General features: G+C 40.0%; 10 protein-coding genes. 6 read left to right on the forward strand and 4 right to left on the reverse strand.

Annotation, left to right across the window (positions count from 1 at the left end):
- Positions 1-395 precede the first annotated feature (395 nt).
- The gene (locus V2H77_RS20660) at positions 396-809 is read left to right on the forward strand and encodes a fascin domain-containing protein (RefSeq protein WP_265380205.1); all 414 of its coding nucleotides are present in this window, start codon (positions 396-398) and stop codon (positions 807-809) included.
- Between the two features lie 807 nt (positions 810-1616).
- Complete coding sequence (gene epmA, locus V2H77_RS20665; protein WP_341500315.1) at positions 1617-2594, forward strand: elongation factor P--(R)-beta-lysine ligase; 978 nt, start codon at positions 1617-1619, stop codon at positions 2592-2594.
- A 50-nt stretch (positions 2595-2644) separates the two neighbouring features.
- On the opposite strand, the gene glpQ is transcribed toward epmA, so the two are convergent.
- Both glpQ and glpT read right to left on the reverse strand, forming a co-directional pair.
- Entirely contained in the window at positions 2645-3721 is a 1077-nt protein-coding gene (gene glpQ / locus V2H77_RS20670) for a glycerophosphodiester phosphodiesterase (RefSeq protein ID WP_341500316.1), read from the reverse strand.
- Between the two features lie 179 nt (positions 3722-3900).
- Positions 3901-5253 carry a glycerol-3-phosphate transporter gene (gene glpT / locus V2H77_RS20675; protein WP_341500317.1) on the reverse strand — a complete coding sequence of 451 codons (1353 nt, stop codon included), beginning with the start codon at positions 5251-5253 and terminating at the stop codon, positions 3901-3903.
- A gap of 504 nt (positions 5254-5757) precedes the next feature.
- On the opposite strand from glpT, the gene V2H77_RS20680 reads away from it, so the two are divergent.
- Both V2H77_RS20680 and V2H77_RS20685 read left to right on the forward strand, forming a co-directional pair.
- On the forward strand, positions 5758-6189 hold the full coding sequence (locus tag V2H77_RS20680; RefSeq protein WP_341500318.1) for a DUF29 domain-containing protein: 432 nt from the start codon (positions 5758-5760) through the stop codon (positions 6187-6189).
- A 192-nt stretch (positions 6190-6381) separates the two neighbouring features.
- Entirely contained in the window at positions 6382-6813 is a 432-nt protein-coding gene (locus V2H77_RS20685; protein ID WP_049582761.1) for a DUF29 domain-containing protein, read from the forward strand.
- Positions 6814-7039: 226 nt separating this feature from the next.
- Here V2H77_RS20685 and V2H77_RS20690 read toward each other — a convergent pair whose 3' ends face one another.
- Entirely contained in the window at positions 7040-8140 is a 1101-nt protein-coding gene (locus V2H77_RS20690) for a glycerol dehydrogenase (RefSeq protein WP_139656268.1), read from the reverse strand.
- Positions 8141-8632: 492 nt separating this feature from the next.
- On the reverse strand, positions 8633-9283 hold the full coding sequence (fucA, locus tag V2H77_RS20695; RefSeq protein WP_341500319.1) for an L-fuculose-phosphate aldolase: 651 nt from the start codon (positions 9281-9283) through the stop codon (positions 8633-8635).
- Positions 9284-9744: 461 nt separating this feature from the next.
- Between fucA and fucP the strand changes: the two genes are divergently transcribed.
- Both fucP and fucI read left to right on the forward strand, forming a co-directional pair.
- The gene (gene fucP, locus V2H77_RS20700; protein ID WP_341500392.1) at positions 9745-11067 is read left to right on the forward strand and encodes an L-fucose:H+ symporter permease; all 1323 of its coding nucleotides are present in this window, start codon (positions 9745-9747) and stop codon (positions 11065-11067) included.
- Positions 11068-11094: 27 nt separating this feature from the next.
- Positions 11095-12873, forward strand: a complete 1779-nt coding sequence (fucI, locus tag V2H77_RS20705) for an L-fucose isomerase (protein ID WP_341500320.1) — start codon at positions 11095-11097, stop codon at positions 12871-12873.
- Positions 12874-12919 lie beyond the last annotated feature (46 nt).

Below are 12919 nucleotides of genomic sequence, written 5' to 3' on the forward strand. Positions count from 1 at the left end.
ATAGAGCGATAATAAAATTCGTCCTTTAATATACCATCTAAAAACCAATGACATATTTTAATATAATTATCTAATAACGGGTAATTGTTGATATTTATAATATTATAATTAATAATTTTAAATGAATTTTTATTTTGTTTATAGTTTTTAATTTTATAATTTAAATGTGATAATTATTTATGTTTAATGAATGTTATAGTTAAATCTTAAATGATTATATCATTCAAAATAGATGCCAAAATATATTTTGGTATTTAATAATCATATTGGTTGTATATATTCATTGAAAGTGTTTTATATTTTCAGGAATAGTAAAATGTGGAATTTAAATTAATGCGCTATAAATAATATAGTTGACCAAAATAAATTAAATATATTTAAAATAGGAGAATATTATGGGATTATCAAGTAGCCCTATTGCATTACAGGCAGATAATGGGTTCTATTTAAGTCGAATTGATCGAGGCGGAGGATTTGACTTTATTGAAGCGAATAAATCTATTATTGATATTTACACTAAATATTCTGCAACACAACTTAGTTCCAATAAGATAGCACTTCGTGCAAGCAATGGCCTCTATTTAAGTCGGATTTCTCTGGCAGGTAGCGATTATATTGTAGCGACAAAATCAGATATTGATGTTTATTCTACTTTTACTTTAGAGTATATCGACGATAATGTAGTAGCTTTGTGTGCAGATAATGGGAAATATCTAAGTCGGATCAATGCTGGTGGTATTTTTAACTATATTAAACCGGATAAATACGACTTAGATATATATTGCCAGTTTAAAGTTATAAAACTGTAATTGGACAGTGGTGATTTTTTACATAGCCTTATGGTGGTCAAGTAAAACTGACCACTATTATTTTAATGATAGAACAATAGGATGAGTCACTTAATATACCAGATAAAATATTAATTATATTTCGTGATAATTTGATTAATAATGTATTCTTCGTGTTACTGGTCATATTATAATTATCATCTTAAATTATTTTTCAGTTTCCTGATAATATCTTGTTTTTAATTTAGATATGATAATTTTTTCTGGTTATTTAATAATTGGTTATATCGTCAATAATAAAGAGAGGATATATTTTATTGTTTGACGGTAGTAGTATATATTCAATAATGGAGTTTTATTTCTATGGGCATAAAGAATCGATATGAGGTTTAAATGGTATTCTATAAAGTAATTAATTATATTTAAACGGAGAGTATGATGGCATTATCAGAGCACACTATTGCATTGCAGGCAGATAATGGAAAATATCTGAGTAGGATCAGCACAAAAGGTATTAATTGTATTAAGCCGAATAAAAACAATATAGACGAATTTTGCCACTTTAAATTGTAACTCTGTTAGAGTAAATAGTGATTTTGTCTGGTATTGGCTTTGTTGTGTCAGGAAAAATCGATCACTATTTTATTGTTTATCTGACTGTAATATTTTGGCAGATAGCTAGTAATAATATATCCAGTAGTAGTCAATCTGCGATAGTCTTGATACGAGACAAGCTAAGTTGTTCCGGGATGATCAGACGGTAATAATTTGTCTGATATGTGTGATGCAGGTAGACTGCACGTTTGGTTTTATTTTGGAGTCATTTACATGAGCGAAACAGCAAACTGGCAGCCAAGCGCACCTATCGCCAACTTGTTGAAACGAGCGACTATTTTAGCAGAAATACGGCGCTTTTTCGCAGATCGTGGGGTATTGGAAGTTGAAACGCCTGCGATGGGGCAGTTTACAGTGACTGATATTCAATTGTTTCCTTTTCAGACGGAGTTTGTTGGTCCAGGTGCTGCGGATGGTATGGCTCTTTATCTGATGACAAGCCCGGAATATCACATGAAGCGCCTGCTGGCGGCAGGAAGCGGCCCTATTTATCAGCTCGGTCGCTGCTTCCGTAATGAAGAGGCGGGGCGTTATCATAATCCTGAATTTACCATGCTGGAATGGTATCGGCCTCACTATGATATGTATCGTTTGATGAATGAAGTTGATGACTTACTTCAACAGATCCTTGACTGTGAAAATGCAGAATCACTCTCTTATCAACAGGCTTTCCTGCGTTATCTGGATATTGACCCGCTATCAGCAGAGAAGGAAAAGTTGCGTGAAGTCGCCGCCAAATTGGATCTGAGTAATATTGCTGATGTAGAAGAAGATCGAGATACTTTATTGCAACTTTTGTTTGCTGTTGGTGTTGAACCGCATATTGGTACTGAAAAGCCAACTTTTATCTACCATTTTCCCGCTTCTCAGGCTTCTCTGGCGGAAATCAGCAAAGAAGATCATCGGGTGGCAGAGCGTTTTGAAGTCTATTTTAAAGGTGTTGAATTGGCGAATGGCTTCCGTGAGCTAACTGATAGTAATGAGCAGCGTCAGCGTTTTGAACAGGATAACCGTAAACGCGCAGAGTTAAGTTTACCTGTTCGGCCGATTGATGAAAACTTGGTTGGCGCCTTGAAACAAGGGATGCCTGAGTGTGCAGGCGTGGCGCTTGGCGTCGATCGTTTGGTGATGTTAGCTTTGCGGGCTGAAAAGCTCAGTGATGTTATGGCCTTTTCGATAAGTCAGGCGTAATCCTTAAAGCGATAAGAACAGGGCGCAGATTGAGGCACCCTGTTTGCATCTTATTTATGTTGATGCTGCTTTTGCAGGAATTTTACTCCTAAGTCAGGAAAATCGGTGAATACACCGTCTACACCCGCTTGGTTATACATGATATCGAAAAGATGATCGCCGCTGGTGGCGTATTTAGGCAGTTGATCAATTCGAATCGTGTATGGGTGGACTTCCAGATTATTGGTGTGAGCTTCTTTTACCAGACTAGTTAACTTAGTATTGGTTGGTGTGGAATTCTCCGCCACGATCATATGGTAATCAGGGCCGATGCCATCAGCATATTGTGCCACTTCTTTCATTGCACCTGGCTTGAACATCCAGTCGTAGCTGTAATTTGTCCATTGGCCGTCTGATTGTTTTTCATAAGTTTCATTCCAGTCGGTGTAGGCGATAAGTTGAACCAGTTTCAGATCCATGCCTAGCTTGGGTTCCAGCTCGTTTTTGATGCGTTTGAGTTCGTTGGTATCAAAACATTGCAGGTAAACTTTGTCGCTTTTCTTGGTATAACCATACTCTTTCAGCACGGTTAGCACCTTAGTGGAAATATCTTTTCCCTCTTGTTGGTGGAACCACGGCGCTTTAATTTCCGGGTAAATACCGATGCTTTTGCCGGTAGATTTATTTAATCCTTGAACAAATTCAATCTCTTCCTGAAAAGTGTGGATTCGGAAATCAGATTTCCACATCGGGAAACGATTGGAGAAGCTTTGTATCTGTTGATTATTTTTAATATCGAAGCCTTCCGTGAATTTTAATGACTTGATTTCAGATAAGGTAAAGTCGATGGCATAGTAGCGTCCATCTTGGCGAGCACGGCTAGGGAATTTACTGGCAACGTCAGTTACGCGATCAAGATAGTGGTCGTGTAAGACTATCAGTTCATCATCTTTAGTCATGACCAGATCTTGTTCCAGATAATCAGCACCTTCGGCATAAGCCATCGCTTTGGCTGGCAGAGTGTGTTCAGGCAGATATCCACTTGCGCCTCGATGGGCGATAACAATCTTATCTGCCGCCTGGGTGATACCTGACATTGATGAGGCTAAAATAATACCTGTTATTATTGTTTTGATTGGAGTTTGCATGTGTGTTTCTCCGTTTTAGCGATGAGATGAAATCTATCTCATTAAACTGTGTGTTTGTCTGTGTTAATAATGCTCACTGACATAATCTCTTAGTTTAGAGGCTGAAAAAAGCCGCAGCATATATAATGCTGCGGCTTAATTAATATTATCAGCGATATATCACAGTTTAATGACAGAGGTTAGCCATATTGTTGGGCTATTTCCTGTTTATGTTTTTTTTCGGTAACCGTGACGATTAGCAATAGAATAACGGCCAAGATACTACCACCAATCATCACCATAAAACCGCTATCCCAACCGAAAAATTCAACGGTATAGCCGATGATAGCACTTGCAGCAACAGAGCCGCCTAAGTAACCAAATAAGCCAGTGAAGCCGGCGGCTGTACCTGCGGCTTTCTTTGGCGCCAGCTCAAGGGCATGTAGACCAGTCAGCATCACTGGGCCGTAGATAAGGAAGCCAATAATCAACATGCAAGCCATATCTACAGTTGGGTTACCTGGTGGGTTCAACCAGAATACGATAGTTGCGATAGTGACCAATGTCATAAAGAACACACCGGTTGCACCACGGTTGCCTTTAAATACTTTGTCTGACATCCAACCACAGAGTAGCGTGCCTGGGATACCGGCATATTCGTACAGGAAATAAGCCCATGAAGATTTGTCTAGTGCGAAATGCTTGGCTTCACGTAGATAGGTTGGCGACCAGTCAAGAACACCGTAACGTAGCAGATAAACAAATACGTTAGCCATAGCAACCATCCATAGCAGTTTGTTAGGTAACACGTACTGCATGAAAATCTGTTTAGCTGTTAACTCTTTTTCATCTTTTTCTGTGTAATCAGAAGGATAGTCGTTTTTATACTCTTCGATTGGCGGCAAGCCACAAGATTGTGGCGTGTCACGCATCAGCGCGAACGCAATCAATGCAACGAGAATTGCGGCAAAAGCTGGCATGTAAAGTGCGGCTTTCCAATCATTGAACCACGCCATACCTAACAGGAATAGCAATGGTGGTAAGCCGCCGCCAACATTATGTGAGCAGTTCCAGATAGAAACGATACCGCCACGTTCTTTCTGTGACCACCAGTGCACCATAGTACGACCACAGGGAGGCCAACCCATGCCTTGAAACCAGCCGCACAGGAACAGTAGTACAAACATAATGGCAATACTGGAAGTTGCCCAAGGTACGAAACCCATAAACAGCATGACAACAGCCGCGAGGATCAGACCCGCAGGTAAGAAGAATCGTGGGTTAGAACGGTCGGATACGGAGCCCATGATGAATTTGGAGATGCCGTATGCGATAGAAATCCCTGATAATGCGAAGCCGAGATCGCCTTTGGAAAAACCTTGCTCAACCAGATAAGGCATTGCGAGTGCAAAGTTTTTCCTTACTAGATAATAAGCAGCATAACCAAAGAAAATACCCATAAAAATTTGCCAGCGTAAGCGACGATAGACGGGATCTATCTGTTCTGTTGACAGCCGGGACCTATGAGGTGTCGGCTTGAAAATACTTAACATATTTTGCCTCCGATGGCATTTTTGGTTATATAAACAGCTTGCCGGTTGACTATTGCCACCGGATGGGAAAATGAAAGGTTTTGTAAGTGGTTATTTTCCATAACGAAAATTATGATAGTTGAAATAACCCAACCTATCTGTGAAACAACCCTCAGTTGTTAAAGTTGTTTTTCCCCGGCGATGATTCTGAGTGATTTGTTAACTTTTTAAAATGTACTTTACCAATGAAATTGTGACCATTGTCACAATAACTAGCTTTACTTAGTTATCGGTGAGCGTTTTTGGTTCGTTTTTGTTCTTTATCAAACAAAAACCACAGATTTCATGCTTCCTTTATTTGTTATTCTATATGTATCCGTTCAGACGAAAGGCTCTTCTCAATTTATGGTGAATGGACTGATAATCGATTTTAACGATAAACATACTGTTTTGACGGTATACCAATAATCTGCCAGACTCATAATTTATACAGTTGTATAGCTGATATACCCAGTGGAGGAACCCATGACGACACGTTATGACAGCGACTTTTATGGTTGGACGCGGGAGCAGGCAGGTTTGCTTCGTTCTGGTAATCTGAATCAATTGGACAGGGAAAACCTTTCGGAGGAAATAGAAAGTATGGGAAATAGCCAAAGAAACGAGTTGGAATCTCGTCTTGAGGTACTGTTTCTTCACCTCCTAAAATGGCAATTCCAATCTGAACGGCAAGGTCGGAGCTGGAAGCTTACGATTGAAGAACAGAGGAGGAAAATAGCCCGTCGTCTTAAAAAAAATCCCAGCTTAAAGTCAGAACTTAGCGAAATTTCCTCTGATGCTTATGGTGATGCCATTATTGCAGCGGAGAGGGAAACTAATATTAGGCGTAGTGTATTTCCTGAAACTTGTCCTTGGACATTTGAGCAAATAATGGATGAAAAATTTTGGCCTGAATAGACTCGATAAATTTATTCTTCCAAATGAAAGGTTAAAACCACCGGTTTTAAGCTGCAATATTGTGTTGTACCTTTATGGTGAATGGGCTGCTAATCGATTTTAACGATAAACATACTGTTTTGACGGTATACCAATAATCTGCCAGACTCATAATTTATACAGTTGCATAGCTGATATACAAGTGGAGGAACCATGACGACACGTTATGACAGCGATTTTTATGGTTGGACGCAGGAGCAGGCAGACTTGCTTCGTTCCGGTGATTTTAGCCAGTTGGATACGGAAAATCTTCTTGAGGAAATTGAGGCTATGGGGCGGAGTGAGCGCAGAGAATTACGATCTCGGTTGGAAATTTTACTCGCACACTTACTGAAATGGAGATATCAGGCAGATCGCAGAGGGCGGAGTTGGGAACTAACCATTGAAGAACAGCGTGATAAGGCGATTGATTGTTTGCAAGAATCTCCCAGTTTGAAAAATAAGTTGGATGAACATTTGGAAAAAGCTTACACCGCTGCTCGTCGATTAGCAGAAAAAGAAACGCTAATTAATCGGAATATATTTCCTGAAACTTGTCCTTGGACGTTTGAGCAAATAATGGATGAAAACTTTTGGCCTGAATAGACTCGATAAATTTATTTCTTAACGCACTGATTTTGAACAGTGCGTTTTCTCGTTGCTCAACAACTCAGTTGATTGATTTTCACTTCACTACAAGCAGTATTAACAGAGATTATTTGCTTTTCAGTGGATATGCATTGTATTAGCCAAGATTATTCTTTTTCATTTCCGAACTTTAGTTGCTTGAATAAAAGAGTAAAAGCGGACAATTTGCCCGCTCTTGTTAAACTTAATACAGCCAGTCGCGTCCCATCCGGTCAGCAGCCATAATAGCGGCATATACTTTTTCTGGTGTCACTTCAAAAGGCATGTTGTGAATGGTTTCTCCCGTAGCACAACTCGCTGTCGCCACTGCCATTACTTTTTCTTGCAGTTTTTCACTATCTTTTACGCCAAGTTGATCCAGAGTAACCGGTAGCCCTATCTGTACACAGAAATCAAGTAAAGTATCTAATTCTTCATTTGGGCTATTTTCCAGTATCAGTTGAACTAATACTCCGAAAGCGACTTTTTCGCCGTGGTACATGTGGTGACATTCTTCCAATACGGTAAAACCATTGTGTACGGCATGAGCAGCGGCTAAGCCCGTATTTTCAAAGCCCAAGCCGCTTAAGTAAGTAATGGCCTCAATAACATTTTCCACCGCGGATGTACTGACGCCGGCTTCAACAGCCAGTTTTGCTTTATAGCCTTCTTCTAACAACGTTTCGTAACAGAGATGAGAAAGGGCCATTGCTGTACGGGATATTCCACCACCTGTCATTCGGGGTTGATGTGTGGCTCCACAAGCTCGGGCTTCAAAGTGAGTTGCCAGCGCGTCGCCAATTCCGGCAATCAGAAAACGGGTTGGGGCTTTAGCGATAATGTTGGTATCTATGAGTACAATATCTGGGTTTGTTGGGAAAACGAGATAATCTTCATATTTGCCATCATCGTTGTAAATAACAGAGAGCGCGCTGGTTGGGGCATTCGTGGAAGCGATAGTAGGGGCAATCAGAACAGGTAATCTGGATTCGTAAGCAACCGCTTTTGCGGTATCTTGTACTTTGCCGCCGCCGATGCCAATAACGGCTTGGCATTCATGTTTTTTAAGAATATCAGACAGGCGCTTAATCTCATTTTGGCTACATTCACCGCCAAACATTTCAAAATGGCGGGTAATTTCATGCTGTTCCAGGCTGTTATGAACGGTCTCTCCCACCAATTTCATCGCGGAGTTACCGATGATAACTAAAACGTGGTCGGCGATAGTTTTTGTATATTTACCAATATGAAGCAGGGCATCGGGTCCCTGAATGTATTTGGATGGAGATTGAATAATTTTCAGCATAGGAATATTCCTTTTGTGGAAACTCAATATCTGTTTGTCGCATCAATTTTCCTAACGAACAGGGAGCAGAATGTGACAGACCGGTAAACTATTTTCGGGTGAAAAAAGTACTTAAATTACTTAACAGACTAACACCATCTATAAAAATTAATGGTTGGTTATGGATAAATAAAGTTGTTATGCCCATTTTGTTGTGGGAAATGTGTGTTTTTTTGATCTATGCCCGGATCTTTGTACTAGAACAGACCCTTTTTCTCTATTGGGCCTAGCTGCGTTTGGGAAAGCTAGTGGGTTGGGCTGGTAGTAAAAAAGCGGACAGCGTGGCAGGCTATTGCTTTGCCAATCTCTTAATTAGCCGTTCTGACTAAGAGACAATTCTTTTCTTTTGACGCCAGGAATAATTCATTAATTGCGCCTTGTCCAAACCAACTTATTTCATTAGTAATCATGCTATGAGCCATAATGACTGCTTGACAAAGTGATCCTATTTTTTCAATTTTCTTCAATTTTTAAGCCGTATGTCTTAAATTTTTCAAGCACGATTGCTATTTCCTCTGGACTTAGAATAGGAACTGGATTTTGGATCGCTAAGGTTTGTAAATATAAATGAGCGAGCACTTCAACTTCATGTGCGAGCCACAGTGCTTTTTGTAGATTAACTTCGCAAACAATCATCCCATGATGCTGTAATAGAATCGCTTTTCTGTTTTTAAAACCGTTAAATACATAGTCAGAGAGTTGTTTGGTGCCAAATGTTGCGTAAGGCACACAGGGAATTGAATCTCCTCCCGCCGCTGCAATCATGTAATGAATGGCCGGGATTGGCTTATTTAAAATAGAAACCGCTGTGCAATGAATTGCATGATTATGGACGACTGCATTGGCGTCGGGTCTGGCATGATAGACCGCTTGATGAAAACGCCATTCACTCGAGGGGATCTTATTATCCTCAGGTTGACCATATTCATCTACATAAACAATATGTGTTTCAGTCAATTGTTCATAAGGGATTCCTGTCGGCGTAATTAACATTCCATTGTTATAACGGACACTAACATTACCCGCAGTGCCTTGATTTAATCCTAATCGGGTCATTTCTAAGCATGTATTAATAATTTCACGAGATAATGTATTTCTTTTCATGATTATTTACCTTGTTTAAATTCGAAGTATGCTTTTATGCTAGTCAATGAAAAATAAATAAATGAAGTTTGCTATTTTTGTTGTAATACTTTGTTGTTTTTAAATAAATATTTAAGTTAATTTTTGTGATTAAGCTCAAATGTTTTTATCATTTTTTGGGTTTTGAAGATATCTGTATTTACCTTTTTATTCCGTATTTTTCATTTCTAACTCAAACGGTCATTTATTGGTTTTATTGACCGTTTTTTCATAAAAAAAATTATACGGTCATCTTTATGACCGAATTAAATAAAAAAGATACAAACGGGCATGTGTAATGGATTTATTTCAGTGATTAGGTTCACAATTTAGCGGTATGAATAAATAAGTGTGATTGGGATCATTTTCTTATCTTATAGATGGCTAAAAATACGACTGATTCTGGAAAACTTACAGTATCAACTGCGATAGATGAGGATGCTATGGATAATATATCGATGCAATCAAGTATAGCGCGTGATAATAAAAAAAACAGAGGCTATTTAATCCCTTTTACTCTTTTATGCTCTCTGTTTTTCTTATGGGCTGTGGCAAATAACTTAAATGATATATTGCTGCCTCAATTTCAGAAAGCTTTTGTCTTAACAAATTTCCAGGCGGGATTAATCCAGTCTGCATTTTATTTTGGTTATTTTGTTATTCCTATTCCTGCTGGCATATTAATGAATAAGTTAAATTATAAAGCAGGGATAATTACTGGTTTATTATTTTATGCTGTTGGCGCTACTCTTTTTTGGCCTGCCGCAGAAGCGATGAGTTATACATTATTCTTGGTGGGGCTTTTTATTATCGCTGCTGGATTAGGGTGCTTGGAAACAGCGGCTAATCCTTTCGTCACGGTATTAGGTCCTGAAAAAACGGGGCATTTTCGCATTAATTTGGCTCAAACATTTAATTCTTTTGGGGCAATTATCGCCGTTATTTTTGGGCAAAGTTTAATTTTATCTCATGTCCCTCATTTACCCCAAGAAACACTTGATAAAATGACTGTTGAGCAGATTGATACTTATAATCATAGCCTCGTTTTAGCGGTACAGTCCCCTTATATGATTATCGCTGCTGCTGTTTTAATGATTGCATTTTTGATCTTATTTACCAAGTTTCCAGTGATACAAGGTGATGTGCATGATAATAGCAGTTCATTCTTTGACTCTTTAGGCCGCCTTATTAAAATCAAGCATTGGCGTTGGGCGGTGTTAGCACAATTTTGCTATGTCGGTGCGCAAACAGCTTGCTGGAGTTACCTGATTCGTTATGCCGTTGATGAAATTCCGAGTATGACTCCGGGGTACGCGGCTAATTATCTGACAGCAACAATGGTGTTTTTCTTTATTGGTCGATCGACGGGTACTTGGTTAGTTAAGCGATTTGCTCCGGAAAAAGTATTAGCTTGTTATGCCTTGATATCCATGATCCTTTGCATTATTTCCGCATTCGTAGGGGGATATATCGGCTTAATTGCATTGACCATTTGTAGCATGTTTATGTCTATTCAATACCCCACTATCTTTTCATTAGGAATTAAAGGATTAGGTCAGGACACTAAATATGGTTCTTCGCTCATTGTCATGACGATTGTTGGAGGTGGCGTCGTGACGCCTATTATGGGATTTGTCAGTGATGCTGTGGGTCATATTCCAACGGCTGAGCTTGTGCCTGCTTTTTGTTTTGCTGTGATCTTGATTTTCGCAAAATTCCGCGCGAATGCATTACCCGGTAATCCGTTTAATTCAAAAAGCAAATAACAACTTTATTTGTATGGAGGAAATCGCATGAGAAAGAATATGAACCTACCCAAGATTGGTATTCGTCCAGTTATTGATGGCCGTCGTATGGGAGTGCGTGAATCACTTGAAGAGCAAACCATGAATATGGCGAAAGCGACAGCTAATTTATTGACTGGGCATATTTACCATGCTTGTGGTACCCCTGTTGAATGTGTTATTGCAGACACATGTATTGCTGGTCTTGCTGAGTCTGCGGCTTGTGATGAAAAATTCAGTGCATTAAATATTGGTCTGACAATTACCGTCACACCGTGTTGGTGTTATGGCAGTGAAACATTAGATATGGAACCAACGAGACCCAAAGCTATTTGGGGGTTTAATGGGACTGAACGTCCAGGCGCAGTCTATCTTGCGGCAGCTTTAGCCGCCCACTCGCAAAAAGGTATTCCTGCTTTTTCTATATATGGGCATGAAGTTCAAGATGCTGATGACACTCGTATTCCTGATGATGTTAAAGAAAAGTTGCTACGATTTGCCCGAGCTGGATTAGCTGTCGCCAGTATGAAAGGAAAAACTTACCTTTCTGTTGGTGGCGCCTCAATGGGTATTGCAGGTTCAATTGTTGATCATAATTTTTTCGAATCTTGGCTTGGTATGAAAATCCAAACTGTTGATATGACGGAATTACGCCGTCGTATTGATCTGCAAATATATGATGAAGAGGAACTTGAGCTTGCCTTATCTTGGGCAGATAAGTATTTCCAATATGGTGAAGATCTGAATGCTAAACAATATCACCGTTCACCAGAAAGTCGTCGTCAAGTTCTTCGCGAAAGTTTACTCATGGCTATTTGCATTCGTGACATGATGCAGGGGAACCCAAAACTGAAAGAAAAAGGGTATGGTGAAGAAGCACTCGGCTACAACGCTATTGTTGCGGGTTTCCAGGGGCAGCGTCATTGGACAGATCAATATCCCAATGGCGATACTGCGGAAGCCATTTTAAATAGTTCATTCGACTGGAGCGGCATCCGTCAGCCATTTACGGTTGCAACAGAGAATGACAGTCTAAATGGCGTTGCGATGTTATTTGGTCATATGTTGACAGGGACAGCGCAGATTTTTGCTGATGTTCGAACTTTCTGGTCGCCAGACGCTGTTGAGCGTGTTACGGGCAAAAAACTCACGGGGCAGGCTGAAAATGGGGTGATTCATCTGATTAATTCAGGTTCTGCAACACTGGATGGGACTTGTTGCCAAAAAGATGCTCAAGGCCATCCTACGATGAAACCTCACTGGGAAATTACCGAAGAGGAAGTAGATGCTTGCCTGGCTGCAACGCAATGGCGCCCGGCGCTCCATGAATATTTCAGAGGTGGCGGCTTTTCCTCCAAATTCTTAACGAAAGGCGGCGTTCCTTTCACCATGAGCCGTGTCAATATCATTAAAGGACTTGGTCCTGTCCTGCAAATCGCTGAGGGCTGGAGTGCGGAATTGCCTAAAGATATTCATGACATTCTGGATAAACGGACAAATGAAACTTGGCCGACAACTTGGTTTGTTCCACGTTTAACCGGTAGAGGCGTCTTTAAGGATGTGTACTCCGTTATGGCGAATTGGGGGGCTAATCATGGAGTGCTTTCTATTGGTCATGTTGGCGCCGATTTCATTACATTAGCTTCTATGCTTAGGATCCCAGTTTGTATGCATAACGTGGATGAGAAAGCCATTTATCGTCCTTCTGCATGGAATGCACACGGTATGGAGCCAGAAGGTTCAGATTACCGAGCTTGTCAAAACTATGGTCCTCTCTATAAGAAATAGTGGCTGCTGGCGGTACGATACGAATTGTACCGCCTCTGTTCCACAA

Origin of the sequence: Photorhabdus sp. P32 (assembly GCF_038085095.1) — a bacterium.
Classification (GTDB): domain Bacteria; phylum Pseudomonadota; class Gammaproteobacteria; order Enterobacterales; family Enterobacteriaceae; genus Photorhabdus; species Photorhabdus luminescens.

Bases quoted from the DNA above. Each gene is read 5' to 3' on its own strand.
- V2H77_RS20660 (WP_265380205.1), top strand. From the start codon at position 396: ATGGGATTATCAAGTAGCCCTATTGCATTACAGGCAGATAATGGGTTC.
- epmA (WP_341500315.1), top strand. From the start codon at position 1,617: ATGAGCGAAACAGCAAACTGGCAGCCAAGCGCACCTATCGCCAACTTG.
- glpQ (WP_341500316.1), bottom strand. From the start codon at position 3,721: ATGCAAACTCCAATCAAAACAATAATAACAGGTATTATTTTAGCCTCA.
- glpT (WP_341500317.1), bottom strand. From the start codon at position 5,253: ATGTTAAGTATTTTCAAGCCGACACCTCATAGGTCCCGGCTGTCAACA.
- V2H77_RS20680 (WP_341500318.1), top strand. From the start codon at position 5,758: ATGACGACACGTTATGACAGCGACTTTTATGGTTGGACGCGGGAGCAG.
- V2H77_RS20685 (WP_049582761.1), top strand. From the start codon at position 6,382: ATGACGACACGTTATGACAGCGATTTTTATGGTTGGACGCAGGAGCAG.
- V2H77_RS20690 (WP_139656268.1), bottom strand. From the start codon at position 8,140: ATGCTGAAAATTATTCAATCTCCATCCAAATACATTCAGGGACCCGAT.
- fucA (WP_341500319.1), bottom strand. From the start codon at position 9,283: ATGAAAAGAAATACATTATCTCGTGAAATTATTAATACATGCTTAGAA.
- fucP (WP_341500392.1), top strand. From the start codon at position 9,745: ATGGATAATATATCGATGCAATCAAGTATAGCGCGTGATAATAAAAAA.
- fucI (WP_341500320.1), top strand. From the start codon at position 11,095: ATGAGAAAGAATATGAACCTACCCAAGATTGGTATTCGTCCAGTTATT.